General features: G+C 69.3%; 31 protein-coding genes. 16 read left to right on the top strand and 15 right to left on the bottom strand.

Annotated elements, in window-relative coordinates:
* Positions 1-36 precede the first annotated feature (36 nt).
* Complete coding sequence (locus DMH03_RS32960; protein ID WP_125795874.1) at positions 37-990, top strand: YafY family protein; 954 nt, start codon at positions 37-39, stop codon at positions 988-990.
* Here DMH03_RS32960 and DMH03_RS32955 read toward each other — a convergent pair.
* Positions 969-1907: an AraC family transcriptional regulator gene (locus DMH03_RS32955; RefSeq protein ID WP_125795873.1), complete on the bottom strand. Its 939-nt coding sequence runs from the start codon at positions 1905-1907 to the stop codon at positions 969-971. The two genes, DMH03_RS32960 and DMH03_RS32955, sit on opposite strands and share 22 nt — an antisense overlap.
* 81 nt (positions 1908-1988) lie before the next feature.
* Between DMH03_RS32955 and DMH03_RS32950 the strand changes: the two genes are divergently transcribed.
* Together DMH03_RS32950 and DMH03_RS32945 are read left to right on the top strand one after the other, a co-directional pair.
* Positions 1989-2816 (top strand): NmrA family transcriptional regulator, encoded by an 828-nt coding sequence (locus tag DMH03_RS32950; RefSeq protein WP_125795872.1) that lies wholly within the window; start codon positions 1989-1991, stop codon positions 2814-2816.
* A 32-nt stretch (positions 2817-2848) separates the two neighbouring features.
* Complete coding sequence (locus tag DMH03_RS32945) at positions 2849-3340, top strand: DUF1772 domain-containing protein (RefSeq protein WP_125795871.1); 492 nt, start codon at positions 2849-2851, stop codon at positions 3338-3340.
* A 64-nt stretch (positions 3341-3404) separates the two neighbouring features.
* Here the strand turns inward: DMH03_RS32945 and DMH03_RS32940 are convergent, their stop codons facing one another.
* The 3 genes from DMH03_RS32940 to DMH03_RS32930 form a co-directional block, all read right to left on the bottom strand.
* Entirely contained in the window at positions 3405-4178 is a 774-nt protein-coding gene (locus DMH03_RS32940) for an alpha/beta fold hydrolase (RefSeq protein ID WP_125795870.1), read from the bottom strand.
* 73 nt (positions 4179-4251) lie between these two features.
* Positions 4252-5478: an RNA polymerase sigma factor gene (locus DMH03_RS32935; RefSeq protein WP_125795869.1), complete on the bottom strand. Its 1227-nt coding sequence runs from the start codon at positions 5476-5478 to the stop codon at positions 4252-4254.
* Positions 5475-6608: a glycosyltransferase gene (locus tag DMH03_RS32930; RefSeq protein WP_125795868.1), complete on the bottom strand. Its 1134-nt coding sequence runs from the start codon at positions 6606-6608 to the stop codon at positions 5475-5477. The genes DMH03_RS32935 and DMH03_RS32930 overlap by 4 nt, the downstream gene beginning before the upstream one ends.
* A gap of 84 nt (positions 6609-6692) precedes the next feature.
* Between DMH03_RS32930 and DMH03_RS32925 the strand changes: the two genes are divergently transcribed.
* The 5 genes from DMH03_RS32925 to DMH03_RS32905 are packed head-to-tail and all read left to right on the top strand — an operon-like array spanning position 6693 to position 10243.
* On the top strand, positions 6693-7730 hold the full coding sequence (locus DMH03_RS32925; RefSeq protein ID WP_125795867.1) for a hypothetical protein: 1038 nt from the start codon (positions 6693-6695) through the stop codon (positions 7728-7730).
* A 37-nt stretch (positions 7731-7767) separates the two neighbouring features.
* On the top strand, positions 7768-8055 hold the full coding sequence (locus DMH03_RS32920; RefSeq protein ID WP_125795866.1) for a hypothetical protein: 288 nt from the start codon (positions 7768-7770) through the stop codon (positions 8053-8055).
* Positions 8052-9452, top strand: coding sequence for a WXG100 family type VII secretion target (locus tag DMH03_RS32915; RefSeq protein ID WP_125795865.1), 1401 nt, complete (start codon positions 8052-8054; stop codon positions 9450-9452). Before DMH03_RS32920 ends, DMH03_RS32915 begins: the two co-directional genes overlap by 4 nt.
* Complete coding sequence (locus tag DMH03_RS32910) at positions 9436-9993, top strand: hypothetical protein (protein ID WP_125795864.1); 558 nt, start codon at positions 9436-9438, stop codon at positions 9991-9993. The genes DMH03_RS32915 and DMH03_RS32910 overlap by 17 nt, the downstream gene beginning before the upstream one ends.
* 10 nt (positions 9994-10003) lie before the next feature.
* A complete protein-coding gene (locus DMH03_RS32905) occupies positions 10004-10243 on the top strand; it encodes a hypothetical protein (RefSeq protein WP_125795863.1) in 240 nt (79 codons plus the stop codon).
* 318 nt (positions 10244-10561) lie between these two features.
* On the opposite strand, the gene DMH03_RS32900 is transcribed toward DMH03_RS32905, so the two are convergent.
* Positions 10562-11341 carry a TetR/AcrR family transcriptional regulator gene (locus tag DMH03_RS32900; RefSeq protein ID WP_125795862.1) on the bottom strand — a complete coding sequence of 260 codons (780 nt, stop codon included), beginning with the start codon at positions 11339-11341 and terminating at the stop codon, positions 10562-10564.
* A gap of 68 nt (positions 11342-11409) precedes the next feature.
* Between DMH03_RS32900 and DMH03_RS32895 the strand changes: the two genes are divergently transcribed.
* Positions 11410-14127, top strand: coding sequence for a DEAD/DEAH box helicase (locus tag DMH03_RS32895; RefSeq protein WP_125795861.1), 2718 nt, complete (start codon positions 11410-11412; stop codon positions 14125-14127).
* Positions 14124-15284 carry an SWIM zinc finger family protein gene (locus DMH03_RS32890; RefSeq protein WP_125795860.1) on the top strand — a complete coding sequence of 387 codons (1161 nt, stop codon included), beginning with the start codon at positions 14124-14126 and terminating at the stop codon, positions 15282-15284. Before DMH03_RS32895 ends, DMH03_RS32890 begins: the two co-directional genes overlap by 4 nt.
* Here the strand turns inward: DMH03_RS32890 and DMH03_RS32885 are convergent.
* Positions 15221-15868, bottom strand: coding sequence for a DUF4865 family protein (locus DMH03_RS32885; RefSeq protein WP_125795859.1), 648 nt, complete (start codon positions 15866-15868; stop codon positions 15221-15223). The genes DMH03_RS32890 and DMH03_RS32885 overlap by 64 nt on opposite strands.
* Before the next feature lie 31 nt (positions 15869-15899).
* Between DMH03_RS32885 and DMH03_RS32880 the strand changes: the two genes are divergently transcribed.
* Positions 15900-16649, top strand: coding sequence for a nucleotidyltransferase domain-containing protein (locus DMH03_RS32880; protein WP_233611764.1), 750 nt, complete (start codon positions 15900-15902; stop codon positions 16647-16649).
* On the opposite strand, the gene DMH03_RS32875 is transcribed toward DMH03_RS32880, so the two are convergent.
* The 5 genes from DMH03_RS32875 to DMH03_RS32855 all read right to left on the bottom strand — a co-directional run bounded on the left by DMH03_RS32875 (position 16636) and on the right by DMH03_RS32855 (position 20714).
* The gene (locus tag DMH03_RS32875) at positions 16636-17067 is read right to left on the bottom strand and encodes a hypothetical protein (protein ID WP_125795857.1); all 432 of its coding nucleotides are present in this window, start codon (positions 17065-17067) and stop codon (positions 16636-16638) included. The two genes, DMH03_RS32880 and DMH03_RS32875, sit on opposite strands and share 14 nt — an antisense overlap.
* 394 nt (positions 17068-17461) lie before the next feature.
* Complete coding sequence (locus DMH03_RS32870) at positions 17462-19081, bottom strand: acyl-CoA dehydrogenase family protein (RefSeq protein ID WP_125795856.1); 1620 nt, start codon at positions 19079-19081, stop codon at positions 17462-17464.
* On the bottom strand, positions 19065-19670 hold the full coding sequence (locus tag DMH03_RS32865; RefSeq protein ID WP_076167033.1) for a TetR/AcrR family transcriptional regulator: 606 nt from the start codon (positions 19668-19670) through the stop codon (positions 19065-19067). Before DMH03_RS32865 ends, DMH03_RS32870 begins: the two co-directional genes overlap by 17 nt.
* Before the next feature lie 32 nt (positions 19671-19702).
* Positions 19703-20161: a peroxiredoxin gene (locus DMH03_RS32860; RefSeq protein WP_125795855.1), complete on the bottom strand. Its 459-nt coding sequence runs from the start codon at positions 20159-20161 to the stop codon at positions 19703-19705.
* Positions 20162-20180: 19 nt separating this feature from the next.
* Complete coding sequence (locus tag DMH03_RS32855; RefSeq protein WP_125795854.1) at positions 20181-20714, bottom strand: RNA polymerase sigma factor; 534 nt, start codon at positions 20712-20714, stop codon at positions 20181-20183.
* 144 nt (positions 20715-20858) lie between these two features.
* On the opposite strand from DMH03_RS32855, the gene DMH03_RS32850 reads away from it, so the two are divergent.
* Genes DMH03_RS32850 through DMH03_RS32835 form a run of 4 tightly spaced genes read left to right on the top strand, consistent with a single transcriptional unit; the run spans position 20859 to position 23551 of the window.
* Positions 20859-21374 carry a DinB family protein gene (locus DMH03_RS32850; protein ID WP_233611763.1) on the top strand — a complete coding sequence of 172 codons (516 nt, stop codon included), beginning with the start codon at positions 20859-20861 and terminating at the stop codon, positions 21372-21374.
* A 2-nt stretch (positions 21375-21376) separates the two neighbouring features.
* The gene (locus DMH03_RS32845) at positions 21377-22144 is read left to right on the top strand and encodes an NAD(P)-binding domain-containing protein (protein WP_125795852.1); all 768 of its coding nucleotides are present in this window, start codon (positions 21377-21379) and stop codon (positions 22142-22144) included.
* Complete coding sequence (locus DMH03_RS32840; protein WP_125795851.1) at positions 22141-22899, top strand: putative protein N(5)-glutamine methyltransferase; 759 nt, start codon at positions 22141-22143, stop codon at positions 22897-22899. The genes DMH03_RS32845 and DMH03_RS32840 overlap by 4 nt, the downstream gene beginning before the upstream one ends.
* A gap of 10 nt (positions 22900-22909) precedes the next feature.
* Positions 22910-23551 carry a class I SAM-dependent methyltransferase gene (locus DMH03_RS32835; RefSeq protein ID WP_125795850.1) on the top strand — a complete coding sequence of 214 codons (642 nt, stop codon included), beginning with the start codon at positions 22910-22912 and terminating at the stop codon, positions 23549-23551.
* 1 nt (position 23552) lies between these two features.
* On the opposite strand, the gene DMH03_RS32830 is transcribed toward DMH03_RS32835, so the two are convergent.
* Complete coding sequence (locus DMH03_RS32830; protein ID WP_125795849.1) at positions 23553-24392, bottom strand: class I SAM-dependent methyltransferase; 840 nt, start codon at positions 24390-24392, stop codon at positions 23553-23555.
* A gap of 51 nt (positions 24393-24443) precedes the next feature.
* Positions 24444-25283, bottom strand: coding sequence for an NAD(P)H-binding protein (locus tag DMH03_RS32825; RefSeq protein WP_125795848.1), 840 nt, complete (start codon positions 25281-25283; stop codon positions 24444-24446).
* A 91-nt stretch (positions 25284-25374) separates the two neighbouring features.
* On the opposite strand from DMH03_RS32825, the gene DMH03_RS32820 reads away from it, so the two are divergent.
* Positions 25375-25746, top strand: a complete 372-nt coding sequence (locus tag DMH03_RS32820; RefSeq protein ID WP_125795847.1) for a helix-turn-helix domain-containing protein — start codon at positions 25375-25377, stop codon at positions 25744-25746.
* A 17-nt stretch (positions 25747-25763) separates the two neighbouring features.
* Here DMH03_RS32820 and DMH03_RS32815 read toward each other — a convergent pair whose 3' ends face one another.
* Both DMH03_RS32815 and DMH03_RS32810 read right to left on the bottom strand, forming a co-directional pair.
* Positions 25764-26180, bottom strand: coding sequence for a VOC family protein (locus tag DMH03_RS32815; RefSeq protein WP_125795846.1), 417 nt, complete (start codon positions 26178-26180; stop codon positions 25764-25766).
* Positions 26181-26280: 100 nt separating this feature from the next.
* The gene (locus DMH03_RS32810; RefSeq protein WP_199749113.1) at positions 26281-26772 is read right to left on the bottom strand and encodes a DUF4303 domain-containing protein; all 492 of its coding nucleotides are present in this window, start codon (positions 26770-26772) and stop codon (positions 26281-26283) included.
* Positions 26773-26811 lie beyond the last annotated feature (39 nt).

The raw sequence follows: 26811 nt of genomic DNA, 5'->3' as shown, positions 1-26811 counted from the left end.
TCACCCGTTGAGCGGTTTGCCTGCGAGACTGGGCCCATGCGTGCCGATCGCCTGGTGGCCACCCTCCTGCTGATGCAGGCCCGTGGCCGCGTCACGGCTTCCGAACTGGCGGACGAGCTCGAAATCTCGGTCGCCACCGCCCGGCGTGACCTCGAAGCGCTGTCCGCGGCGGGCGTGCCGGTGTATCCGCAACCCGGCCGGGGCGGCGGCTGGTCGCTGATCGGCGGCGCGCGGACCGACCTCAGTGGACTGTCCGCGTCGGAGGCGCAGGCGTTGTTCCTGCTCGCCGGTCCGGCCGCGTCGATCTCGCCCGAGGTCAAATCCGCGCTGCGGAAGCTGGTCCGGGCCCTGCCTGACACCTTCCGCGCCGACGCGCAGGCGGCCGCGGACGCGGTCGTCATCGACCCGTCTCGGTGGGGTGAGCGCGAGAAGGAACGGCCCGAACTGCTCACCGTGCTGCAGGCCGGGATCGTCCGGCGCCGCAAAGTCCGGTTCGGCTACGCGAAAAAAGGTGCGGAGCCAGTCGAGCGGGTCGTCGATCCGTGGGGGCTCGTGGACAAGGACGACATCTGGTACCTCATCGCCGGCACCGAGAAGGGCCAGCGCACCTTCCGCGTCGACCGCATCTCCGACGCCGAGGTCAGCGACCTGCCCGCCGCGCGGCCGGACGACTTCGAGCTTTCCCAGGCATGGGAGCAAATCGTCGACCGGGTCGAGGAACGGCGTTCAGGGCTGGACGCGATCGTGCTCATCGCCGAGCGGCATCTGCCGATACTCCAGGACCACTTCGGACGGCAGGCCCGCGTCGAGGAGACGCTCGACGACGGGCGCGTGCGGGTGACGGTGTCGGCGCCGGTGGCGTGGATGATCGCCCAGCAGCTCGCGGGCTGGGGCTCGATGATCGAAGTGCTGGGCCCGCCGTCGGTCCAGGAGGAACTCGCGCGGATCGGCGCGGAACTGGTCGAACGCTACGCGGCCCCGGTGCGGTAACTCTGCGGGCTCACCCCGTGTTCGCGTTTGAACGCGGTGCTGAGCGCGAACGAACTGCCATAGCCGACCTGCCGGGCGACCGCGCCGATCGTGACGTCGGGGTGCTGGCGCAGGAGATCGGCGGCGAGCGCGATCCGCCAGCTCGCGAGGTAGGTCATCGGCGGTTCGCCCACGGCGGCGGTGAACCGGCGGGCGAACGCGGCCCGCGACACCCCGGTGTCGGCGGCGAGACTCGCCACTGTCCACGGTTCGGAAGGCTTGTGCTGCAACAGTTTCAGCGCACGCCCGACGACGGGATCGCTGTGCGCGCGGTACCAGGCGGGCGCTTCGGCGCCGGGCCGGTCGAACCAGGTCCGCAGCGCGGCGACCAGGAGCAGATCGAGCACCCGGTCCAGGACGGCTTCCTGACCGGGCGTGTCCTTGACGATCTCCCCGGCGAGCAGCGGCACGAGCGGGTTGTCCCATTCCTCGTCCCGCACGACCAGCAAGGACGGCAGCGCGTTGAGGAGCCGTTTGCTGATCTCGCCTTCCAGCGGATAGGTGCCGGTGAGCAGCACGACAGGACCGTCCGGGTCGCTGCCCCAGGTGCGGACGCCGAGATCGGACAGCCCGGTGAGGTGCTGTCCGCCCGGGGTCAGGCATTCCTGTCCCGGCAGGATCATCGCCTGCGGCGGCGTCGCCGGGTCGTCCGCGACGAGATACGGGTCCGGGCCACGGGCGATGGCGATGTCGCCGGTGCCGAGGCGGACGGCGTCGCCGTGATCGGGAACGACCCAGGACTCGCCGCGAACCTGCGCCATCACCGTCAGCGGCGCCTCGTCCTCGACGCGCAGCGACCACGGCGGGGTCATGACCGACTTCAGCAGGAAAGCGCCGCGCGCACGAGGACCGTCGAGCAGACCGGCAAGGGGATCCATGCCGAGAAGTGTAGACGATGAAACATGGAATAGAGCCTTTGAACTATGTTCCGTCTCATCCTGAGCCGCTTGACTAAGGGCATGACAGAGACGAAGAACAACGAGACGGTCCTGGTCCTCGGCGCTACCGGCAAGACCGGGAGCCGCGTCGCGCAGCAGCTGACCGAGCGGGGGACCGAGGTCCGGAAGGCCTCGCGGCCGACCTTCGACTGGGACGACCGATCGACCTGGACCGCCGCGGTCACCGGAATCGGCGCGGCGTACCTCACCTACTACCCCGACCTCGCCTTCCCAGGTGCCGCCGAGGCGATTCGCGACTTCTCGAAGCTGGCCGTGGACCACGGCGTCCGGCGGCTGGTCCTGCTGTCCGGCCGCGGCGAAGAGGAAGCCGTGGTCAGCGAACAGGGTGTGCGCGACTCCGGTGCCGAGTGGACGGTCGTGCGGTCCAGCTGGTTCGCACAGAACTTCAGCGAGCACTTCCTGCTGGAACCGGTGCTCGCCGGCGAGATCGTGCTCCCGGCGGGCCAGGTGACCGAACCGTTCATCGACGTCGAGGACATCGTCGACGTCGTCGTGGCGGCGCTGACCAACGACGGGCACAGCGGCCAGGTGTACGAGCTGACCGGGCCCCGGTTGCTGGGTTTCGCGGACGCGGCGGCGGAAATCGGCAAGGCTTCGGGGCGAGAGGTCCAGTACATTCCGGTTTCCGCCGCGGAGTTCGCCGCGGGAGCGGCCGAACAGGGCGTGCCGGAGGAGGAGATCGAGGGCCTGACCGACCTGTTCACCCGAGTCCTCGACGGCCGCAACGAGTCACTCACCGGTGATGTCGAGAAGGTGCTGGGCAGGCCCGCGAGGGACTTCTCCGACTACGCAGCGAAAGCCGCGGCCACCGGGATCTGGAATCGATGAGACGAGCGGGAATCGGAAGGGAGGCGACAGGAATGGCGACGCTGAGCGAGATCGTCCTGATCGCGGCCGTCATCACGGCGGGGTTGATCGCGGGCTTGTTCTACGCCTACACGTGCTCGGTCATGCCGGGGCTGGCGCGGGCCGACGCCCGGACGTACGTGACCGGGATGCGGGAGATCAACGTCGCGATCCTCAACGGCTGGTTCGCGTTGAGTTTCGGCGGTGCGCCGCTGCTCGCCGCGGTGGCGGCGGTGCTGCACTTCCGGTCGGAACTGCGGTCCGCGCTGCCATGGATCATCGCGGGATTCGTCCTGCTGCTGGTGATGCTGATCGTCACCATGGCGGTCAACGTGCCGCTGAACAACGCGCTCGAAGCCGGTTTCGACGGCGACAACACCGACTTCGAGGCGTTGCGGGCCAAATTCGAGGGTGTCTGGGAACGCTGGAACCTGGTCCGGACCTTGGCCGCGATCGGTGGCTTCGGTGCTCTGGTCGGCGGGCTGATCGTGCACGTCCGCGCCTGAGGCATGTCAGGAAAGGGTCGTTCAGGACGAAAAACGTCTTGAACGACCCTTTCCTGACATCCGGTCAGGCGTCGAGAGCTTCCCGGAGCAGCGGAGCGAACGCGGCGGCCTCGGCGGCGAAACCACCGTGGTCACCGGGGAAGTAGGCCGGTTCCACCCCGAGACGGCCGGCGGCGAGCACCGCGGCCTCGTGTGCGGGCTGCCCGGCCGATTCCTTGCCGACACCGACGACGATCCGGGTCCCCGACGCCTTCAGCGCCGCGTAGTCCGGGGTGAAGTCTCCGACCATCTTCATCAGGTGCACGACGAAGAACTCCATGTTCTTCCGCATCTCCGGCGGGAGAACCTCTCCGCCCACCTCGAAACCGGCATCGGCCATGAACTTCCCCATCGCCGCCTCGATGCCGTGCTCGCGGTGGATGTGCAGCAGCTCGTCGGGAGTGACGCCTGGCTGCTCGGCCAGCAGGCTCGTCAGCGGCGGTTCGTGCGCCACGAGCGTCCGCACCCGACCGGGATGGCGGGTGACGAGCTCGAACGCCTGCATGCAACCGCCGCTGGACGCGAAGATCACCGCCGGTTCCTCGCTCACGCTGTCGAGCAGGCGCAGCGCGTCGTCGGTGTGGACCTCGATCCGCTGCTCCTCGCCGGGGTCGTCGAGGGTGCTGCGGGAGATTCCCCGCGGGTCGTAGGTGATCACCGTGTAGTGCTCCGCGAGCAGGACGGCGATCGGCGCGAACATGGCGGAATCCGCGGCGCCACCGGGAATGCACAGCAGCGCGGGGCCGCTGCCGGTGACGGTGTGGTGGAGCCGGGCGCCGGGGACGTCGAGAACGGCCATGAGGTGGCCCCTTCCTCTTTCGGGACTTGTCACCTCACCGACGAACGGCGACGACGGGGACAGACACCCGGAGTCAGGAGATTTCGGCGAGTTTCCCCGAGAGGTAGGCGCGCTCGGCGTCGGTGGCGGCGAGCGCGAGCGCCTCGCGGTAGGCGACGGCGGCCTCCCCGAACCGGTCGAGACGCCGGAGCAGATCCGCACGGGTCGCGGGAAGCAGGTGGTAACCAGGGAGACTGCCGGTGAGCTTCTCGACCAATTCGAGGCCGGCCTCCGGCCCTTCGGCCATCGCGACGGCCACCGCCCGGTTCAGCTCGACGACCGGCGAGGGCACGAACCGCGTCAGCTCCCGGTAGAGGCCCGCGATCTGCGCCCAGTCGGTGTCGGAAGCGCTAGCCGCCGTCGCGTGACAGGCGGCGATGGCGGCCTGGATCTGATACTGCCCCGGGATGCCGCGGCGGAGCGCGGTTTCCAGCAATTCGGTGCCCTCGGCGATCTCTGCCGAGTTCCAGCGGCCGCGGTCCTGGTCTTCGAGCGAGACGAGGGTGCCGTCATCGTCGACCCGCGTGGCCCGGCGGGCATCGTGCAGGAGCAGCAAGGCCAGCAGGCCGAGGACTTCCGGCTCGCCGGGCATCAGACCGGCGAGGAGCCGGGCGAGCCGGATCGCCTCCGCGGACAGGTCGGGCCGCAGCAGATCGGTGCCGGCGCTGGCCGAGTAGCCCTCGTTGAACAGCAGGTACAGCATCCCCAGCACCGCGGCCGTCCGTTCGGGCAGCAGCTCCGCGGGCGGGACCCGGTACGGGATGCCCGCGGTGCGGATCTTCCGTTTCACCCGGACCAGGCGCTGCGACATCGTCGTCTCGGAGACGAGGAAGGCGCGGGCGATCTCGGCGGTGGTGAGCCCGGCCAGGGTCCGCAACGCGAGCGCGACCTGGCCCTCCATCGGCAGCGCGGGGTGGCAGCAGGTGAAGATCAGCCGGAGTCTGTCGTCGTGGACACCGCTCTCGTCCCGTTCCGGCTCCGAAGGTTCGTTCAGTTCGGCGGCTTCCCGCAGTTTCTCCGCGCCGACCGCCTCTCGCCGGATCCGGTCCGTGGCCCGGTTACGCGCCGCCGTGGTCAGCCAGGCGCCGGGTTTCGCCGGGACACCGTCGCGGGGCCAGGTGCGCAACGCGAGCGCGAACGCCTCCTGGACACATTCCTCGGCCAGATCCCAGTCGCCGGTGACCCGGATCAGGGTGGCGATCACCTGTCCCGACTCATCACGGAACGCCCGGGTGATCGCGGCGCCGAGGTCGGTGGTCACCGGAGCAGCCCTTCCAGCAGCGGAACGACCTTCTCCGGCGGCGGGTACGCGGTGACCTCGTCCCGCAACCGCGTGGCCGTGTCCCGATAGGACGGTTCCCGCAGCACCGTGGTCACGGCGTCTCGGATGTCCGCCGGCGTCGCGGCGATGACGTCGAGGACCGTGCCGAGCCCGAGTTCGGTGACACGGTCGGCGTTGTGGGGCTGGTCGGCGCCCATCGGCAGCACCACCATCGGGAGCCCGTGGGTGATCGCGCCCAGCAGGCTGCCCGAGCCGCCGTGGGTGAGCGCCGCGTCGCAGTACGGGAGGACGTCGTCCTGCGGCAGGTACTTCGCGAGGTGGATGTGCTCCGGCTGGCGGCCGAATTCGGCGGGATCGATGAGGTTCCCGACAGTCACCACACACGTCGCCTCGACCTCCCGCAGCCCGGCCAGCGCCCGGGCGAACAGGTCACCGGATTCGGTGTTGAAGATCGTGCCGAGGGTGAAGTAGAGCGCCGGGCGGCCCTCGACGTGCCAGTCCGGCGCCGGACCACGACCGGGAACGGGACTGTGGAAGGGCTGTGCGGTCGGGGGGAGCGGGAACCGGGGATCGCGGAAGCTCGCGGGGAACGGTGAGAGCACGAGATGGCGATAGGCCATTTCGAGGTTCCGCTGCGGGGAAAGCCCGTGGGCGGCCCGGACCTCGTTGAGCGCGTCGTCGACCAGATCGGGGCGGATGAGGACGCCCGCCGCCATGATCAGGACGGTCGCGTGCGGGAGACCGAGCTTCTCCGCGGCGATCATCGCACCGTGATCGGCTTCGTCGCAGACGAGCAGATCCGGTGCCCAGTCCGCGCTGAGCGCCAGGACGTCGGCTGCACGCAGGGGTGCGGCGCGGCGGACGAAACCGTCGCGCAGGTCGGCGTCCTCACGGTCCCTGTCGACGGGGAGCAACGGGCGGCGGGAGCCGTCGCTGCCGAAGTTCGGGCCCGACGGGAACGCGGTGAAACCGGCCGCCTCGACGATCGGGACCATCAAAGGCTCGCCGGTGAACGCGATCGTGTGGCCCGCGTCGGCGAGCGCGCGGGCGATCGGCAGGAGCGGCCGAAAGTGACCGTTGCCGCCGACGAAGGTGAACAAGACACGCATGTGGTCGACCCTAATCGGCGGGACCAACGGTTTTCCCGGCGTTGCCTCGCTTCCCGCCCGGCGGGGCAGCGCTACCCTGCTGCGGTGATCGATACGGACGCCGACGAGGTCCGGCTGTGCGCGCTGGAAGGCTGCGAGAATCCTCTGCCCCCGCCCGCGGTGGACGCCGAAGGGAAACGCAAGGGCGGCAGGCCCTCCGCCTACTGCAGTAAGACGCACGCCGACGCCGCGTCGCGTGCCCGGCGGGCGGCCGCGGTGGCGAGCGTGGCCGACCCGCTGCTCGAGGTCCGCCGGATCGCCGACGAGTTCACCCCTGCCGCGGCGTCGCTCGTGGAACTGCTGGACGCGATGCGCTCGCGGTTCGACAACGCCGCTGAGGCAGCCCTGGGGCGGGTCACCGAAGCCGAAACCGACGCGGCCACGGCCCGCCGCGAGGCCGAAGACGCGCAGCAGGCGGCGGCGAAGGCCGACACGGCGCGCGCGACCGCGCTGGCCGCGTCCCGGGACGACAAGATGGCCAAGGCCAAAGCGGAACGCGCCGCCGAACAGGCACTGAAGGACGCGGAGGAGACCCGCCAGCGTTCGTGGACCGAGGTCGCCGCCCACGAACGCGCCCGGGGCGCCGCGGAAGCCGCGACCGTGGCGGCCGAACGCGCCCGTGACGCGCTGGTCTCCGATCTCCGGACGCTGCGCCAGGACTTCGCGGCCGTCCGGGCGGAGAAAACCCGGCTGACGGCCGAGCTCGGCGAGCGGGACACGGCGCTGGCGCGGGCGGTGGCCGAACTCGAATCCTTGCTGGACCGGCTCGACGAGGCGAAGGCCAGGGCGACGGTGTCCGAAAAGGACTGTGCTGCCGCACGCGAGGAATCCGCTGCTTTGCGTGGAGATCTGGACCGCGTCCGCGCCGAGCTCGCTCAGGAGCACACGGCCCGCAGCCTCGCCGAAGCCCGGGCGACGGCGCTGGCCGAGGAACTGGAACGCGCACAGGCCCGTGCCGCCGCGGATCAGACGCGGTACGACGACGTCGTCCGTCAGCTGGCCGAGCTCGCCCGGCCTCCGGTCGTCGACGAAGCGGCTACTCCTTCGCGCGAATTGCCTGTGGAGGCTTCCGAGCTCAAGTAGAGTCCCACTACCTATCCAGGGTTGGGGGCCACGGGCTGTGAGCGGATACGAGGTCGAGATCGGTCAGCTGCGGACCGCGGCCAAGGCGGCGGGATCCGCCGCGGACCAGGCCAGAGCCGTGGAACCGGGCAGCGGCCTGGACGCGATCGCGACGGCATTGCCGGGCGGCGAGGCCGCGAAGAACGCGCCCACGCTGGCGTCGACGTTCACCGAGCGCGCGAAGGGATGGGCCGGCGAGATCGACCGCTGGGGCGAATCGATCACGACGGCCGCGAACACGTACTCCGAGAACGAGAAGTCCGCGGAGGAGGCTTTCGGGAGATGACGGTCGGCTACGACGACGTCCGCAAATGGGACGCAGATGCGCTCGAGGCGACGGCCACCAACCTGAGTGGGCGGCGGGACAAACTCATCGGCTTGCAGGACGAACTCGACGACGCCAGGAAACTGCCCGATTGGCACGGCCCCGCCGGTGAGCGCGCATGCGGTTCGCTGGGCGATACGCGGAACAAGGCCGAGATCCTGATCGCGGGACTCTCCGCCGTCGAAAACGCCCTGCAGAACGCGTCGGACGAGGTGGCCGCGCTCAAGACCAGGGTCGCCAACAACGACTCCCTCGCCGCCACCTACCAGTTCCGGATCGCCGCCGACGGCGCGATGGTGGACGACAAACCCGCCGACCCGCCGCCGAAGTCCCGGTTCGAGGCCGAAGAGTACGCCGAAGCCCGACGGCACCGCGAAACCATCAAGAAGCAGCTGGAGCAGGAAACCAAGGCGATCCTCACGGCGGCGAACAACATCGACGCCGCCCTCGCCAGGGTGATGCGGCTCGCGCAGGACGGCGAGATCAGTGACCACGGAGCGACCACCCTGGCCGGCGCCAAAAAGGGCGGGGAGATCGACGCCAAAGTGGTCGAGATGGAGCAGTCCCTGCGCGAAGCAGGTCTGCTGAGCGGGCCGCCCGCGTCCGGCCACTACCGGCAGTGGCTCGAGAACGCCGTACGCCGGGGCGTCTCGATCGACACCATCAAGAAGATCGCCGACGAACACGACATCACGCCCGAGGACTTCAAGGTCCTCGACGGCATGGAAGAGATCCGCGAGGACGAGGACGGCGACGGGACCTTCAAGTCGTACTTCCTGATGCCGACCGACATCAGCGGGGACGACGCCGCCAAGGCGGTCCGGATGACCTACATCATGAACGCGGGCACCGACTACGGCACCGAAGGCGAGAAGACCGACTTCGCGCCGACCCCGTACGGATCCGAGGAACTGCGGCGGATCACCGATCGGCAACGGGAGAACTCCTGGAGCTACGACGACGACGTGGGCTTCGTGCACGGCAACGGCGGACGGCTGGCGACCACTCCGAACGGCATGATGATGGGCCTCGGCGGGAACCTCATCCAGGACCAGTTCAGTCAGCAAGGCGGAACCGCCTGGGGTGACACGTTCATGCTGAACATCGACGACCCGAAGGATCCGGCGCAGCAACTCCGAGAGGTCGCGAAGTCGGGTCACGCCTGGTACGAGGGCGACAACGGCGCGTCCCGGGGTTCGCTCGACTTGGACCGGTTGCTGCACCACGAGGAGCGTCACTCCCAGCAATGGGCGCGCGAAGGCTATGCCGGCTTCCTCGCCTCCTACGCGTGGGAGAAGGTCACCGGCGGCAATGAAACCGAGGAAGACGCGGGACTCACCGATGGCGGATATCACTAGGGGTTCGCGCGTCGCCTGCGCCGCCATGCTCGTGCTGGCGGTGACCGCGGCGTGCGACACCAAGGCACAGTTCGCGCCGTCACTGCCGCCGGAGGCCGGGTTCCGCGTGGAGGACGGCGTCCTGAAACTGTGGACGGGCACCCCGTGCGAGGGGGTCACCGGCCTGAGGCTGACGTTCGACTCCGGCACCCAGGCGAGCACGGAACAGGTGTGGGCCGCGCCGCGGCCGGGAGTGCGGGTCGAGCACCTGGACCTGCTGAAAACCGCCGGGGAATCTGTCCCGGACACCGGTGGCCCGCTCCAGGTGCGGACGCCGCTGCCCGCGGGGTACGACTGGACCAAGGCGGGCTCGGTCAGCGTCGCCGTCGACGGCCCGAAAGCGAACGGCGCCAAGGCCGACGTCGCCCAGGTGCTGCGCGAGTCGGCTCAGAAACCATCCGGGAGCTATCTGTTCGGCCGGAGCGGCTGGTTGGACGCGGCCGACGTCCAACGTGAGAACGGAAAGTCGTTCCTGACCGTCTGTACTCCCGACCCGAAGTGACGTTGTGAACATGGGCACTCAGGAAAGTACATCGCGGACGGTGCTCCGACGCTTCGTGCTCGGCGCGTTCGCCTGCGTCGCCGCGGTGATCGTGCTGCTCGTCGGCCGCGCGGTGCTCAGCGCCGCCGGCGTGTCCTCCGATCCGCACGGCTACGGGATGTTCGCGGGAATCCTGTTCACCGCGGTCCTGACCCCGGTCGCGCTGGGGCTGTGGCTGCTGTACCGGTCATTGCGACGACGCGGCAAGTAAGCTTCTTGCGCTCAGGGTCGTGAGTGCGGGGTCGCCAGTCAGGTACCTGCGGCGCTTCTTGCGTGATGCCTGGTTTGAGGTACATGAAGGGGTCCTTCCTGTACCTGGGCGCAAGGATGGGGTCCTTCATGTACTCGGGAAGGGGTGAAGGTCGAGTTTCCTCGGCTGAGCCGAGGCTCAAGGTGGTGCTCCCGCCCCGCAGCCTCGGCCCGGGTCGAGCTCAGCAGGGCATGCCGTGAGGGCCTCCTTCCCTACTCTCAGGGTAGGGAAGGGGCCCCTCACGGACCTGCGATCCCGACCCACCCGCCGTAGGTACCCTCACCCCGAGGTGCCGGAGCCGCCGTTCACCAGCTGCTCGACCCCGTCCAGGATCCGCGCCAGCCCGAACCGGAAGGTGTGCAGCGGCGCGCTCGCCGCACCGTGCGTCTCCCCAGCCGCCTGCCCGATTCGCGCCGCGAGCGGGAAAAGCCCGGCGTCGGCTTCGGGGATCTCCGCCAGTACGGGCGCGCTGGCCGTCCACCACTCCATGTCGGTCAGCCCGGATCGCCGCACGAGACTCGCCGATTCGACCGAACCGCGCGCGATGCCCTGGACGAATCCGTTGACCATCGCCACCACGGCGTCCATCTCCAGGTCGGTGAGCCCGATCGCGTCGACGGCCTTGAGTTCGCGTTCGTGTTTGGCGAAGGTGTGCGGGCCGAGGGGGAGACGGCCGGTGGTGAGCTGGAGCATCCACGGATGCCGGTGGTACAGCTCCCAGGCGTCTTCGGCGAGGATCGTCATCGTGACCCGCCAGTCGTGGCTCTCCGGCGGATCGGTCAGTTCGCCGTGGACCCGGTCGATCATCAGGTCGAGCAGTTCGGCGCGGCCGGGGATGTAGGTGTAGATCGTCATGGGGGAGACGCCGAGCCTCTCCGCGCCCCGGCGCACCGACAGCGCGGTGATGCCCTCGGTGTCGGCCAGTTCGATCGCGGTGGTGACGATCTCGTCGACGGTGAGCTTCGGTTTGGGGCCGCGACGGGGTTTCTCGCGCACACCCCAGAGCAGTTCGATGGTCCGCCGTGGATCGCCCGTGCCGGTGTGGTCCGCGTCTGTCATCACGTTCTCTCTACGGTGTACAGAGTTGTGTTATCCTGAACTGTACACCGTACAGAGATTGGGGTTGAGTGGCGTCTCACGACGGTTTCGGCAGTGTTGTTTTCGAACCGAAGAATCCCCCTCGGACCAGCGGATTCGTCTTCTGGAACGCCGACGGGAGCACGCCGGGGGCCGGGGAGGTGACAGTCGCCCTCCCCGAGATCGTCACGGTGCCGTGCGTACGGCTCCCGATGGCCGAGGCGCTCCCCGCGCTGCTGCGGCTTCGTGAGAGCGACGATCCCTCCGCGCGCTTTTGGAGCACGGCGGCCACGGCGGCGTTGAAGCTCGCCGAGGCGGGCAGGCTGCTTCCCGGGCTCACGGAGTCCGATGTGGACGCCTGGCGCGCGGGCCCGCTGGAACCCGCCGACGCCGCCTGGCTGCGCGAGCTGTCCGAAGCGATGCCGGCCCGGGCACGAGCGATCCCGGGCGAGGGAAACCTGCTCCCCGCGCGATATCCGTTGCTGCGCGCGTTCCTCGACGCCGTGGCCGACACCCTTCCCCGCACGCCCGCGGCCGCGCAGGCGGCGGGCGTCAAGGCGTTCGCCGCCGCACCCTCGCACCGCCTTCCGCAGCTGCGGGACTGGGCGGCCGAGGTCGCGGCCGGGCTGGACTCCGGGGTCCGGGTCTCGGTGCGGATCGAGGCACCGGGCGACGACTTCACGAGCGGCCGCTTCAGCGGGGTCGTCCAGGTGCACAGCCTCGCCGACCCCGGCGTCCTGATCGATGCCGCCGCGCTCTGGTCGGGTGACGACCGGTTCGGCCCGCGAGCGCGGATCGACGTCATGTTGGCTCTGCGCCGCGCCGCACAACTGTGGCCACCGCTGGAACCTCTGCTCGGCGCCGCGGTGCCCGATGAGGTCGTGCTCGGCGACACCGACATCACCGAGCTGCTCACCACGGCCGCGCCCCTGCTGGCCACGGCGGGTATCGAGGTGCACTGGCCCGCCGGTCTCGTCCGCGATCTGAGCGCGAAGGCCGTCGTCGGCGGCGGTGCGGCGCCGCCGGACGACCTGCCGTCCTTCTTCGCCGGGGGCACGCTGCTGCAGTTCGACTGGCAGCTCGCGCTCGGTGGCGCGCCGCTCACCGCGGCCGAGATGGACGCGCTGGCCGAGGCGCACCGTCCCGTCGTGCGGCTGCGTGATCAGTGGGTGCTGGTCGATCCGGCGCTGGCGGCGAAGGCACGGGACCGTGCCCTGAAACCGCTGACACCGATCGACGCGCTCGGCGCCGCCTTGAGCGGGACGGCCGAGGTCGACGGTGAACGCGTGGACGTCCTCACCGACGGCTGGCTCGCCGCGTTGCGGGAGCGGCTGCTCGCCCCGCCCGAACCGCAGGCACCGCCGCGAGGCCTGGCCGCGACCCTGCGGGACTACCAGATGCGCGGCCTGCAGTGGCTCACCGCGATGACGTCGATCGGGCTCGGCGGCTGTCTCGCCGACGACATGGGGCTCGGCAAGACGATCACGCTGATCTCGCTCCACCTGCATCGCGCGGACGGCCCGACCCTGGTCGTCTGCCCGGCCTCTCTGCTGGGGAACTGGGAACGCGAGATCACCCGGTTCGCCCCCGGCGTCCCGGTGCGCCGGTTCCACGGCACCGAACGCTCGCTCGACGAACTCGGGAACGGCTTCGTGCTCACGACCTACGGCACCCTGCGCGTCGACCCGGAACCCCTTGGCGGTGTCCAGTGGGGATTGCTGGTCGCCGACGAGGCCCAGCACGTCAAGAATCACCGCTCCGGCACGGCGAAGGCGTTGCGGACGCTGACGTCGTCGGCGCGGGTGGCGCTGACGGGCACACCGGTCGAGAACAACCTCTCCGAGCTGTGGGCGATCCTGGACTGGACGACGCCGGGGCTGCTCGGCACCATGGCCGATTTCCGTCGTGTGTGGGCGAAACCGGTCGAGTCCGGAAAGGACCCCGACGCCGCGGAACGACTGTCCCGGCTCGTCCGCCCGTTCCTGTTGCGTCGCCGCAAATCGGATCCGGGGATCGCGCCGGAACTGCCTGCCAAGACCGAGACCGACCGGCCGGTGACGCTCACGGCCGAGCAGGCGGCCCTGTACGAGGCCACGGTGCGCGAACTGATGGCCGACATCGCCGGCAGCGAGGGCATCGCGCGCCGCGGCCGGATCGTCAAGCTGCTCACCGGGCTCAAGCAGATCTGCAACCACCCCGCGCAGTACCTCAAGGAACCGTCGGACGCGGTGCTGGACGGCCGGTCGGGCAAGCTCGAACTGCTCGACGAGCTGCTGGGCACGATCCTCGCCGAGGACGGCGCGGTGCTGGTGTTCACGCAGTACGTGGCGATGGCGCGGCTGCTGGAACGTCATCTCGCGCAGCGCGGGATCGGCACGCAGCTGCTGCACGGCGGCACGCCGGTGCCCAAACGCGAGGATCTCGTGCGCCGGTTCCAGGCCGGTGAGGTGCCGGTGTTCCTGCTGTCGCTCAAGGCGGCGGGGACCGGGCTCAACCTCACCCGCGCCGATCACGTCGTGCACTACGACCGCTGGTGGAATCCCGCGGTGGAGGATCAGGCGACCGACCGCGCGTACCGGATCGGGCAGACCAGGCCGGTGCAGGTGCACCGGCTCATCGCCGAGGGCACGGTCGAGGACCGGATCGCGGCGATGCTGCGGGAGAAACGCGCGCTCGCCGACGCGGTGCTCGCCGGCGGCGAGGCCGCCCTGACCGAACTGACCGACGCGGAACTGGCCGATCTGGTCGAGCTGAGGAGTCGCCGATGAGTACGCCCGACGATCGCGTCCGCGGCTTCCCCGCCTTCGGGCGGCAGGGCGGCCACGGCCAGTTCGCCCGCTCGTGGTGGGGCCGCGCGTGGATCAACGCGATGGAGGACACCGCGCTGGACCTGCGGCAGCTCAAACAGGGCCGTAAGTACGCCGCGGGGGGCCGGGTCGGCCCGATCACGGTCAGCCCCGGCCGGATCGCCGCCGTGGTCGACGACCAGGAAGGCCAGTACCGCACCGAGGTCCGCCTCGCGGAACTGACCGAGGACGAATGGGACCGGTTCCTCGATCGGGTCGCCTCCCGTGCCGGGCATCTCGCCGCGCTGCTGGACCGGGACATGCCGCACGACCTCGTCGAGGCCGCCGACGACGCCGGGGTGCATCTGCTGCCCGGCATCGGCGACCTGGAACCGGACTGCGACTGCCCCGGCTGGGAGCTGCCGTGCCGCCATGCCGCGGCGCTGTCGTTCCAGGCATCGTGGCTGCTCGACGCGGATCCCTTCGTGCTGCTGCTGATGCGCGGCAAGGGGGAGCGGGAACTGCTCGACGAGCTCCAGCGCCGCAACGCGCCCCGGTTCGTGCGCACGGGAGACGACGGCGTCCCGGCCGAGCGGGCCTACGCCGACGAGCCAGGACCATTGCCGGACCTCGGCGCGTTCGTTCCCGCTGGTGGCCCGACCGTGCCCGGCGCGCCCGATATCCCGTCGGAGACCTTCGCCCTGCTGGTCGCCAACGCGGGACAGGCGGCTGGTGCGCTGCTGACGTCACAGCCGAAGCTCACCCGCAAACAGGACGCCGTCCGCCTCGCCGCCACTCGTCCGGAGGTCGCCGACAGGCTGCGTCCGGCCGAGAACGGTGAGGACTTCGACCGCGCCGTGCTCGCCTGGCGGAACGGCGGCCGGGCCGGGCTCGAGGTGCTGGAGACCGCGTGGACACCGCCGTCGCAGGCGATGGGCCGCGCGCGGGCCGCGTTCACCGAGGTGGTGGACGATCCCGGCCAGAGCCTGGACGTCGAACGCAACCACTGCAGCGTCCACGGGACCGGGGTGCAGGTGCGGCTGGGCAAGGACGGGCTCTGGTACCCGTACCGGGATCAGTGGCCCGCCGGTCCGCCCGAAGCCGATCCGGGCGCGTTGTTCGCCGCACTGCTCGGCTGATCCCACTGCCGTCCTCGCCGCAGCTCGGCCAGCTGCGGCGAGGACAGGTGGAGGATCCGGTACCGGACTTCGTCCGACTCCGGAGCCTCGCCGGCCCACAGGCTGTAGCGGACCACCTGCCAGGTCCGCGGATCGACGGCCAGCGCGCCCGAATGGGCGCCGTCCTGGCGTAGATGCTCGCGAAGCCCGTCGAGAGCCTCGCCGAGGAAGGCGACCGGGTCGGTCTCCGCGGGGATCGTCACGACGTGCTTTCCCGCCGCGACCGGAGGATCGCCGAACGCGGCCCCCTCCTCGAAGCCGAGCACCGTCCAGTGCTGCACGGCGGGACGCCCGAACGATTCGACGATGCCGCTGAACGGGCCGCCGAACAAGAACGCGTTCATCCCGGCCTCGTCGTGCCACAGGTAGAACGGCGAGTACTGGTTCAGCGTCGAGCCGTCGACGCCGCGTTCACGGATCCCGTAGACCTTCAGCCCGAGGCCGTCGAAGTCGTCCAGCAAATGCCCGCGCGTGGCGACGCGCTCGCGGATGATGCCCATGTCGTAGTCGGCTGGGAGGGTGATTTCGTACTGCATCGCATGCATGCCGTACATACTAGTAGGTACAGGAGGACTGGTGTTCGACGTCGAGGAACGCGCCCGAGTGCGTGACGAACTCATCGCCGCGGCCCGCCGTGACGTGGACATCGTCGGCGCCGCTCTTGTCGGATCGACCGCTCGCGGCGTCGAGGATCGCTGGTCGGACCTCGATCTCGTCCTCCAGCTCGCCGACGACGTGGACGAGCCCGCGGTCGTCGCGCGGTGGACTCGATTGCTCGACGACAGGTTCGGGGTCGCCGACACTCTCGACGTGATCTCGCGCGAGGGCGTGCGCTATCGGGTGTTCCTGCTCGACTCGTCGCTGCAGGTGGACCTGTCGTTCTGGCCCCGCGATCAGTTCCGCGCCACCGAGGACGGCTTCCGGCTCGTCTTCGGCCGGGCCAACGAGCCGACGAGTTCGCCAGGTCCCAGCAGTGCGCAGACGATCGGTATGGCCTGGCTCTATGCGATCCACGCCCGCTCGGCGATCGCCCGCGGGCGATCGTGGCAAGCCGTCATGATGCTCGACGAGCTTCGCGACCAGATCATCACCTTGTTGTGCCTGCGGTACGGCTTGAATCCCTGGCATGGCCGTGAGGTCGACCGCTTGCCCGCCCATGCGCTGGCGGCGTTGAGTGCCGGCCGGGCGACGTCGGTCGGCTTGACGGAACTCGAACGGTCTCGGCAGGCCCTGGTTCGGCACTACCTGACCGTCGTCGAGCATCACGATGCCGAGCGTGCGGCCGCCCTTCGTCGCGCGCTCGAAGAGCCCGTCACCTCTTGCTGAGCCGGATGATCCCCTCGCCACCCTGCACCGCGACGACGGCGATCACCTGACGGTTGATCTGATGGACCATCCCCGCGGGTCCGGACACCGCCCCGCCCATCCCGCCGGATGCGGGGGCCAGACCCACTTTTCCGGCCTGGACCGCGACCGAAAGCGGACCGGCGCCGCCGTCGTTGGGGATCTGGTCACCGGTCTTCACCAGGACCTCGCACTCCCCGTCGGAGCAGGCCTTCAGCTCCCGCCCGTCCGCCGCGACGAACGGCGTGCCGGACGGAGCCGCCGCCTCCATCATCGGCCCGCTCCCGGCGGGAGGGTTCGAACTCGCCGCGGCGAAGATCGGCGTCGGCTCGGCCGTCGCGCAACCGGAGGCGAGCAGCACCACGGGGACCAGGAACAGGCATCTTCGGCGATCGACCATGACCTGCGAACGTAGCCGACGAGCGAGCGTATGGATGCACCCGAATTCCGCAATCCTGCGGCTGTTCGCAGTGCTCGGCGCCGGTCCGACCGGCCGAACCGACCGGACCGGTGCAGCACGTGGTCATGCGGGCACCGAGAGTCCGGAACCTCGGCGAGTAGTGAAGGCTCCGGCTGCGGGTTGATGCCAAGCCCGGTCCGTGAAGGCCTCCTTGAGGGACCCAGAGTCCCTCAAGGAGGCCTTCACGGACTTGATGACCGCCACGTTCGCCCCACAGGCACCAGCAGCCATATCAGTGGCGTGTGAAGGGCCCCTTCCCCAGTCCGTGAGGGCCTCCTTCCCTACCGTCAGGGTAGGGAAGGAGGCCCTCACGGACCTCTCCGCTCTCAGCCGCTCAGACCTCGGCGCGGGCGATGATCGCCTTGGTGTCCACTCCGGACGGAAGTGTCCCGAACGCGACACCCCAGTCGCCGCCCAGCCGCGAGGCGCAGAACGCGTCGGCCACCGCCGGCGTCCCGTGCCGCACCAGCAGCGACCCCTGAAGGATCAACGCCATCGACTCGACCAGCCGCCGCGCCCGGTACTCGATGTCCGACAGGTCGGACAGCTCCTTGCGCAGCCTGCCCACCGCGTCGTCCAGCCGCGCGTCGGCGCCGGAGGCCTGCTCGACCTCCGCGAAGTACGCCGCCACCGATTCCGGCTGCTTCGCCATCGCCCGCAACGTGTCCAGCGCCGCGACGTTGCCCGACCCCTCCCAGATCGACATGAGCGGAGCCTCGCGGTAGAGCCGCGGCATCCCCGATTCCTCGACGTACCCGTTCCCGCCCAGGCATTCCAACGCCTCCACCGCATGCGACGGACCGCGTTTGCACACCCAGTACTTCGTCACCGCCAGCCCCAGCCTGCGGAACGCCTGCTCCTGCTCGTCGTCCGGCCGGTCGGTCGCGGCCGCCAGCCGCATCCCGACCGTCGTCGCCGCCTCGGACTCCACGACGAGGTCCGCCAGCACGTTGCCCATCAGCGGCTGATCAACCAGGTTCGCCCCGAACGCTTGACGATGACGCGCGTGGTGGATGGCCCGCACGGCGCCGTAGCGCATCCCTGACGCGCTCCCGACCGCGCAGTCCAGCCGGGTGTTGTTCACCATCTCGATGATGGTGCGCACGCCGCGGCCCTCCTCGCCGACCAGCCAGCCGATCGCGTCGTCGTACTCGATCTCCGATGACGCGTTCGATCGGTTGCCCAGCTTGTCCTTCAGTCGCTGCAAGCGGATCCCGTTGCGCGAGCCGTCCGGCAGGATGCGGGGGAGAAGGAAACACGACAGCCCGCCCGGTGCCTGGGCCAGCGTCAGGAACATGTCCGACATCGGCGCCGAGGTGAACCACTTGTGCCCGACGATCACATAGCTGCCGTCACCCAGTGGCCGCGCCGTCGTCGTGTTCGCCCGGACGTCCGAACCGCCCTGCTTCTCCGTCATCGACATCCCGGCGATCAGCCCGCGTTTCGTGCTCGGCTCACGCAGCCCGAAGTCGTACTCCGTCGACGCCAGCAACGGCTCGTACCGCTCGGACAGCTCAGGATTGAACCGCAACGCCGGAACTGCCGCGTACGTCATCGAAATCGGGCACGTATGCCCCGCGTCGACCTGACCCCAGACGTACATCTTCGCCGCCCGCGCCGCGTGCGCACCCGGCCGGGAATCCCGCCACGGGGCCGCGTGCAGCCCGTAGGACACCGCGACGTCCATCAACTCGTGCCAGTACGGATGGAACTCGACCTCGTCGATCCGGTTCCCGACCCGGTCGTGCGTCCGCAGCACCGGCTCGTTCTCGTTGACCAGCCTGCCCCACTCCTGGGCCTGCTCGCTCCCGGCCAGCCTGCCGAGGGCGTGCACCTCCGCCACCGCCCAGCCGGCGCCCGCCCGCTCCAAACCCTCCAGCAGAGCCGGATCCGCGGCGACGTCGTACTCCGCCAGCGGCGGCACCTGGTTGGTGACCTCATGAGTGACCGGCATCGGAACCTCCCAAAGAACGCAGGACGAATGTGCGCAGCCCGGACACCTCGTCCGCACTGCCGGTGGTCAACGGGCCGATCAGCACCTCGGCCGCCGCCCCGACGAGCGCCGCCGCGGTGACCTCCGCGTCCTGAGCCGGGAGCACCCCGGACCGGACGCCATCGGCGACGTGCTGGGCCACCACATCGCGGAACGCGCGCCGGAACACCAGCCGCTCGGCCTCGATCGGCGCGTCGACAGGCTCGGCCAGCAGCGCGTACGCCATCCGCGGCGTCTTCAGCGCGCGGCTCGCGAAGGTGTCGAAAACCGCCACGACCCGCTCCGCCGGTGTGCCGGGCCGCTCCGACACCGCGCGCACGGCCTCGACCTCACGCGTGACGACCTTCCGGAACAACTCCACGACCAGCGCGGCCTTGGTGGGGAAGTGGCGGTACACGCTGCCGACCGCCACCCCCGCCCGTTCCGCGACCGCCGACACGGAGCAGCCCGCGTACCCACGCTCGGCCAGCTGCTCCATGGCGGCGGCGAGGACGGCGTCGCGCTGGGCGTCCAGTCGCTCCTGGACCTTCGGTGTACGGCGATACGGCACTCAAGAAGTGAAGCACCGATTCACACCTTCAGTCAATGTACCTTGGCCAGCTCGTCGACGGCCTTGGCGATGCCCTTCTTGTCATAAGCGCTGATGGGCATCGTCGCCGCATGCGCATGACGAACCTTGCCGTCCCGGTCGATCAGCACGCTGCCCGACTGCTGCAGCATCTTCTTCGACAGCCCGAAGGCCTCATGCGGTGTGGCACCCCGGCCGGTGACCACCCGCAGCGACAACCCCCGCTTCGCCCGCCACGCCTTGGCCTCCTCCCGACCCTCCGGGACGGCGATCAAGACACGCACATCGGCGGCCGCGAAGTCGGCGGCCCGCCCCACGAGGTCCTTCACATGGCCGTTGCACACCGGACAAGTGGTCGAGCGCATGAAGTACAGCAGCACGTTCTCCTTGCCGCGGAACTCCGAAAGCCGGACAACCTGCCCGGTGGTGTCCTCCAAGGCGAGGTCAGGGGCCACAGAACCGATTTCGAGCATGAAAACTCCTCAAAGAAGGTCAGGAAACGGGGTTGTCGAGAACCGAACGGACCGTCGCCCGCGCACGGTGCAGCCGGGACTTCATCGCGGCCGTGCTCAACCCGAGCGCGTCCGCGACCGCCCGGCCCGGATGGCCCTGGATGTCCCGCATGATCAGGACGCGACGCTGATCGGCGGGCAACCCGGCGATCGCCGCGGCCACCCGCTGCGCCTCCAGCCGATCCAACGCGTCGTCCTCCGCCGAGACCATCGCGACGGAACCCGCCAGATCGTCACCGCGCAACGCCCGGCGAGCCCGGCGGAGACACTCGTTGCGCACGATCCGGTACATCCACGACGCGAGCGCACCGGTGGCCCGCAGCGTGCCGATCTTGCGATACAGGATGATCAGCGCCTCCTGCGCCGAATCCTCCGCATCCTCCGGCGAAGCGCACAACGACCGCGCGAAACGCTGCACATGCGGATGGGAACCCGAGACCAAGGCGGCGATGGCGGACTCGTCCCCACCCTGTGCCGCCACGATCAAGGACTCCCTCGGCCACTCGGCCTCCACGACAACCTCCTCCCGCGCCGAGCTTGTCCCGGCCCCTACAAGAGCCGCGACCCTCGCAAAAGGATTCAGCGACCTCCACGTGACGCCGCTCACCTCAGCAGGCGCGCCACGAACCCCACGTCACCCGATGGCATGATCGCCGCTATGACATGGACCGCCCCCGAGGTCACCCGTCCGTCCGGCGACACCGCCGCCGACGAGCGAGTCCTCCTGCCCTCCCTGCTGGCCTGGCACCGCGGCACCTTCCTCCACAAACTCGCCGGCCTCACCGGAGAACAACTCGCCACGGCGTCGGTCCCGCCGTCCAACCTCACCCTCCTCGGCCTCATCCGCCACCTCGCCAAGGTCGAACGCATCTGGTTCCGCCTGCGCTACGCCGCACAGGACATCGAACCCCTCTACGACCCCGCCCTCGGCAAGGACCACGACTTCGAAGCCCTCGACGCCGCCAAAGCCGAAGAGGCGTACGACATCCTCCTCGACGAGATCCGCCTGGCCGACGAAGCCGCCGCCGAAGGCTCCCTCGACGACACCTTCGACGTCGGCGGGAACCCGTTCTCGCTCCGCATGCTCTACGTCCACATGATCGGCGAGTACGCCCGCCACAACGGCCACGCCGACCTCATCCGCGAACGCGTCGACGGTCACAAGGGAGCCTGACCATGGACTACGGATTCATCGGCGCGGGCGAGATCACCGCCGCCATCGTCGAAGGCCTCAGCAAAGACATCGCCGACCCGCCTTCGATCTTCCTCTCACCCCGCAGCCGCAGCGTCGGCCAAGAACTCTCGGCCCGCTTCGCCAACGTCGAAGTCCGCGACAGCAACCAAGACGTCGTCGACAGCGCCACGACGATCGTCCTCGCCGTACGCCCGCCGATCGCCGAACAAGTCCTCCGAGACCTCACCTTCCAGCCCGGCCATGTCCTGATCAGCGCACTCGCCGGCGTCCCCCTCGACCGGCTGCGCGACTGGGCCGCCCCCGCGGGCGAAGTCGTCCGGAGCATCCCGCTACCCCCGGCCGCCCGCCGCCAAAGCCTCACCGCGATGTACCCCGACAACCCCCGGGCACGGGCGCTCTTCGACAGCATCGGTGGCAGTGTCGTCCCCGCGGCGGAGAAGGACCTCGACGTCTTCAGCGGCGCCACGGCCACCTTCGCCGCTCACCTCGACTACCTCGGCACCATCGCCGCCTGGATGACCGACCAGGGCATCGAGGACACCACGGCGACCGCCTTCACCAGCCACATCTTCGGCCAGCTCGGCCACTCGCTGCTCCAGCAGAGCGGCGACCTCGAAACTCTCACCGGCAAACACATGACCCCCGGCGGGCTCAACGAGCAATTCCTCACCGACCTGCGCACCAACGGCGTCCCCGACACCGTCCGGCACGCCCTCGACGGCATCCTCACCAGACTGCGCGACAAGTGACCGTCATCGAGAAGCTTCGGAAAGCCGGATGCGTCTTCGCCGAAGACGAAGCCCGCCTCCTCACCGAAGAGGCCCGCACCCCGGCCGAACTCGACACCATGGTCCAACGCCGCGTCGACGGCGAACCACTCGAAGTCATCCTCGGCTGGGCCGGATTCCACGGCCTCCGCATCGCCGTCGAACCCGGCGTCTTCGTGCCACGCCAACGATCCGAACTCCTCGTCCGCCACGCCGTCACCCTCGCCGGACCAGGAGCGGTCGTCCTCGACCTCTGCTGCGGCACCGGCGCACTCGGCGCCGCCATCGCCGCCGAACTCGGCGAAATCCGCCTCTACGCGGCCGACATCGAACCCGCCGCCGTCCGCTGCGCCCGCACCAACATCGCCGAAGCCGGGGGAGAGGTCTTCGAAGGCGACCTCTACACACCGCTGCCCGCGTCGCTACGAGGCCGCGTCGGAATCTTGGTCGTCAACGCCCCATACGTCCCCACCGACGCCATCGCTTTGATGCCACCCGAAGCCCGCGACCACGAACCCCGCGTCGCACTCGACGGCGGGCACGACGGCGTCGACGTCCACCGCCGCGTCGCCGCCGAAGCTCCACAATGGCTCGCACCAGGCGGGCACCTGCTGATCGAAACCGGCGAAAGCCAGGCCACGCACACCGCGGAAGCCATGGCGCACAACGGATTGACCCCCGAGGTGATCACCGACGACGAGCTGTACGCGACGATTGTTGTCGGGGCGAAGCGATAGGGTCGCCGCCGTGACCGACTACCTCCACACCACCCGCACCGCCTACGACACGGTCGCGGCCGACTACGCCGAACTCCTCCGCGACCACCTCGCCGGATCCACCTGGGATCGCGCCGTACTCGGCGCGTACGCCGAACTCGTCAAGGCCGACGGCGGCGGACGCGTCGCCGAAATCGGCTGCGGCCCCGGCCGCATCACCCAGCACCTCCACGAACTGGGCCTCGACATCCACGGCGTCGACCTCTCCCCGGAAATGGTCGCCGTCGCCCGGAAGTCGTATCCGCACCTGGACTTCCAGACCGGGGAGATGCCCGGTTTGTCCTTTGAGGACGGTGCACTGGCCGGTGTCGTCGCCTGGTACTCGATCATCCACACACCACGGGAGCGCCTGCCGGAGATCTTCGCCGACTTCCACCGGATCCTCGCCACCGGCGGCCACCTGCTGGTCGCCTTCCAGGTAGGCGACGAAATCCGCCACATCGAGCACGCGTACGGGCACGACATCTCCTGTGACGCGTACCGGCTGGCACCGGAGAAGATCGCCGAGCAGCTGAGGGAGGCCGGGTTCAGCCTGCTCTCCACCCTCGTCCGCGAACCGTCCGAGGAATTCGAGAGCACCCCACAGGCCTACCTGATCGCCCGCAAGCAGTAGGTCAAGGTCGCCGAGCCTCGACGAGCCAGGCCGCCGAGCCGTAGAAAACGCCTCGGTCGGCCTGGTGCTCGGCGAGATCGGCCCGCAACGCCTCGACGGCTCCCGCGCGCGTCGTCTCATCCAGGTCGGTCAACCGCCCGCCGTGCTGCTCGACGATGAACTCGGCGGCGTCATCGACGTCCTCACCGAAGTACATCGGCTTGTTCACCGCGGTGCACCGCACGTCGGCGTACCCGGCGGAGGCCAGCAACCTTCCGATCTCGACGGGGTCGCTGAGCGCGAGATCCGAAGACGGCACCTCACCGCCGGCCGCGAAGATCGTCCGGAACGTGGTGATCCATTCGTTGAGCCGGAACGGCTGCCACGTCAGCAGGACCAGACGGCCACCAGGCCGGGTCGCCCTCGCCAGATTCGAGAACGCGGCCAGAGGAGAACCGAAGAACATCGATCCATGCCTGCTGATCACCACATCGAAACCCGCATCGGCGAACGGATGGACCTGCGCGTCCACCTGCTCGAAAGCAACGTTGGCAAGACCTTCCTCCACGGCGAGCCGGCGAGCGACGCCGAGCATCTCACTGGAGAGGTCCACACCCAGCGCCGAGCCGGCAGTCGCCAGCCGCGCCGCGTCCCGCGTCGTCTGACCCGCACCGCAGCCGACGTCGAGAACGTTGTCAGCAGGGCCGATACCGGCCGCGGCGAAGAACGTGTCGCGATAAGCGGCGACGCCGTCGTTGAACCGTTGCGCGCGCTTCGCCCAGAGCGAGCCGTCATCACCGTCCCACGCCTTCAACATCCGCTCGTTGGACGGATCGACACGCACAGCGGTGCTCTCGGACATCGCGGTAACCCCCAGATTCGGCTTTCCGGGGACGACCTTAGCGCGACGCCATCAGCGGAACGCGGCGATGTTCCGGGTGGTCCAGTCGGCGAACGACCGCGGATCACGGCCGAGCACCCGTCGCACGTCCGGGCTCACCCGCAGCTCGGCCGCACTCGGGGAACCGATGATGTCCAGCGTGTCGTCCGCGAGCTCCGCCGGCATGCTCCGGGCCATACCCGCCTTGGCCTCTTCACGGGTGAGCTCCTGAAACCGCACCGGCTTGCCCAGAGCGCCGGCGAGGACCTCCGCCTGCTCGCGCGGCGAGATCACCTCCGGGCCGGTCAATTCGTACACGCCACCGAGATGCCGGTCATCCACCAGACAAGCGGCGGCGACCTCCGCGATATCCGCCGGGTCGATGATCGGCAGCCCCGTGTCACCGAACGGCGCGGCGACCACCTGATGCGAACGGACCGACTCCGCCCACCACAAGGCGTTGGAGGCGAAACCACCCGGCCGCAAGATCGCCCAGTCCAAACCGGAGTCCCGCACCACGTCCTCCAGTTCGCGCATCGCGATCCGCGTCGTACCGAATGGTCTGGTCGCCACACCCTGCGAAGAGAGCAGGACAACCCTGCGAACTCCGGCGGCCGCCGCCTGGCCGACGATGTCGGCAGGGTTGGCCTCGGCGGCATGCAAGTCGCCGGAAAGCAGCAGGAACAAGGACTTCGCCCCATCCAGCGCTTGCTCGAGCCCGGCAGGTTCGGCAAGGTCCGCCACCACATGCCGACCGCCCGGCGGTGCCTCGGCGGTGTGCCGCGACACCGCCGTCACCTGCTGACCCGCTTCGACCAACGCCTGAGTCAACGGCCGGCCGATGTTTCCCGTAGCCCCGGTCACCACGATCATGAACAGCTCCTTCATCCGATCTTGTTGTGATCACGACGCTAGGAGAGTGGCTTACTTTTGGTAAGGGCATACCTTGAGGTAAGCTCCTGCCATGACAGGAGGCGTGCAGTTCACACCGGCCGACACCAAGCTGCGGTATGAGGTGTTTCACACCGACTGCCCGGCACGCGAGGTGGTCGACCACGTGACCAGCCGATGGGGGATCTGGGTACTGATCTCCTTGCAGGCCAACGACCTCAGGTTCTACGAGCTACGCGAAAGCATCCGGGGGATCAGCGAGAAGATGCTCGCCCAATCCCTGCGCGCACTCGTTCAAGACGGCCTGATCTGGCGGAAGGTCGAGCCCACGACACCACCCCAGGTCACCTACGGACTGACCGACTTCGGCCGGGACCTCGGCGAGCCGTTAGGGGAGTTGTTCGACCGGATCACCCGACGGCTGGGGCCACGCGAGGCGGAATAGCACCGGACGGCCATCGATCAGGTCGGCCGCAGACTGATGTTGACCATCCAGCTGATCCCGAACTTGTCCACGAGCGCGCCGGCCTCGTCACCCCATACCTGCTTCTCCAGAGGCATGGTCACGGTGCCGCCGACGGACAACTTCTCGAAATGGCCACGGAGTTCGCCGTCGCCACCGAGGTAGACCGCGACGTTGTTGCCAGGGGAGTGGGACACGTCCTCGACCTGACCATCAACGTCACAAGCCATCAGCGTGTATCCGTGCGGGGTGTCGAGCTGCGCGTGCATGACCTTGTCGGCATGGGGCGAGCCCGGCGCACCGAAATCCGCGATCGTGCCGATCTCCAGCTTGCCGCCGAGTACCTCCCGGTAGAACTCCATCGCCTGCCGCGCGTTCCCGTTGTACCTGATGTACGGATTGAGTCGAGACCCCATCTGAATTCGAACGTCCTTCGTGTAGGTGAACAGCGACGGTTTGAACCGCGAGCATTCCACCGGATACACGACATCCTGTGTCAGGTATTCACACTGGTGATCAGGCAAGCGCCCAGTAGGCCAGCCAAGCGTCCAACACCGGACCAGGCGGGTTGAGCCGACGAGCCCTGGCCACGTTTTCCTCGTCGTCAGGAACGACCTCGACCAAAACCAGCACGTCCGCTCGAGCCACACCGACACCGAACAGCCCTTCATCATCCAACCTGCGCAGCGCTGTCTCCATCGCGCGAAGCCGGAGATCGAACTCCGCTTCGGACGCATCGTCGTCGGCGATGTCGAACACCTCCGGCCGGGCAGCGAACATCTCGCGGACCGGCTTCAGGTATTCCTCGCCCACAATCGAAAACGGCGAATCGGCGTAGGAGTAGCGGACGTCGTCGGCGTCCGCTCGCCGTGCCAGCGCCTCACGCGACCACGCCGACAGCGCCGGACCAAACGCCTCGCCGGGCGTGGTCAGCGTGACGTAGTAGAACGAGTGGCCGGGGTTGTCACGGAACAGGTCCGTGACCGCCGCACGAGCGGCCGTGGTCAACGCGTCCGCAAGGTCGGCTTCGGTAGGAATCATGAGGCA

This window comes from Amycolatopsis sp. WAC 01376 (assembly GCF_003947415.1).
In the GTDB taxonomy this organism is placed as follows: domain Bacteria; phylum Actinomycetota; class Actinomycetes; order Mycobacteriales; family Pseudonocardiaceae; genus Amycolatopsis.
The sequence above is the reverse complement of the archived record's forward strand: the minus strand, read 5'-3'. Positions and strand labels throughout refer to the sequence as shown.

Coding starts and splice junctions, on each gene's coding strand:
- DMH03_RS32850 (WP_233611763.1), top strand. CDS start 20,859: ATGACATGGACCGCCCCCGAGGTCACCCGTCCGTCCGGCGACACCGCC.
- DMH03_RS32845 (WP_125795852.1), top strand. CDS start 21,377: ATGGACTACGGATTCATCGGCGCGGGCGAGATCACCGCCGCCATCGTC.
- DMH03_RS32900 (WP_125795862.1), bottom strand. CDS start 11,341: ATGACAGACGCGGACCACACCGGCACGGGCGATCCACGGCGGACCATC.
- DMH03_RS32910 (WP_125795864.1), top strand. CDS start 9,436: ATGGCGGATATCACTAGGGGTTCGCGCGTCGCCTGCGCCGCCATGCTC.
- DMH03_RS32940 (WP_125795870.1), bottom strand. CDS start 4,178: ATGGCCGTTCTCGACGTCCCCGGCGCCCGGCTCCACCACACCGTCACC.
- DMH03_RS32945 (WP_125795871.1), top strand. CDS start 2,849: ATGGCGACGCTGAGCGAGATCGTCCTGATCGCGGCCGTCATCACGGCG.
- DMH03_RS32915 (WP_125795865.1), top strand. CDS start 8,052: ATGACGGTCGGCTACGACGACGTCCGCAAATGGGACGCAGATGCGCTC.
- DMH03_RS32960 (WP_125795874.1), top strand. CDS start 37: ATGCGTGCCGATCGCCTGGTGGCCACCCTCCTGCTGATGCAGGCCCGT.
- DMH03_RS32950 (WP_125795872.1), top strand. CDS start 1,989: ATGACAGAGACGAAGAACAACGAGACGGTCCTGGTCCTCGGCGCTACC.
- DMH03_RS32930 (WP_125795868.1), bottom strand. CDS start 6,608: ATGCGTGTCTTGTTCACCTTCGTCGGCGGCAACGGTCACTTTCGGCCG.
- DMH03_RS32905 (WP_125795863.1), top strand. CDS start 10,004: ATGGGCACTCAGGAAAGTACATCGCGGACGGTGCTCCGACGCTTCGTG.
- DMH03_RS32860 (WP_125795855.1), bottom strand. CDS start 20,161: ATGCTCGAAATCGGTTCTGTGGCCCCTGACCTCGCCTTGGAGGACACC.
- DMH03_RS32890 (WP_125795860.1), top strand. CDS start 14,124: ATGAGTACGCCCGACGATCGCGTCCGCGGCTTCCCCGCCTTCGGGCGG.
- DMH03_RS32830 (WP_125795849.1), bottom strand. CDS start 24,392: ATGTCCGAGAGCACCGCTGTGCGTGTCGATCCGTCCAACGAGCGGATG.
- DMH03_RS32955 (WP_125795873.1), bottom strand. CDS start 1,907: ATGGATCCCCTTGCCGGTCTGCTCGACGGTCCTCGTGCGCGCGGCGCT.
- DMH03_RS32820 (WP_125795847.1), top strand. CDS start 25,375: ATGACAGGAGGCGTGCAGTTCACACCGGCCGACACCAAGCTGCGGTAT.
- DMH03_RS32885 (WP_125795859.1), bottom strand. CDS start 15,868: ATGCATGCGATGCAGTACGAAATCACCCTCCCAGCCGACTACGACATG.
- DMH03_RS32815 (WP_125795846.1), bottom strand. CDS start 26,180: ATGGGGTCTCGACTCAATCCGTACATCAGGTACAACGGGAACGCGCGG.
- DMH03_RS32825 (WP_125795848.1), bottom strand. CDS start 25,283: ATGATCGTGGTGACCGGGGCTACGGGAAACATCGGCCGGCCGTTGACT.
- DMH03_RS32870 (WP_125795856.1), bottom strand. CDS start 19,081: ATGCCGGTCACTCATGAGGTCACCAACCAGGTGCCGCCGCTGGCGGAG.
- DMH03_RS32875 (WP_125795857.1), bottom strand. CDS start 17,067: ATGGTCGATCGCCGAAGATGCCTGTTCCTGGTCCCCGTGGTGCTGCTC.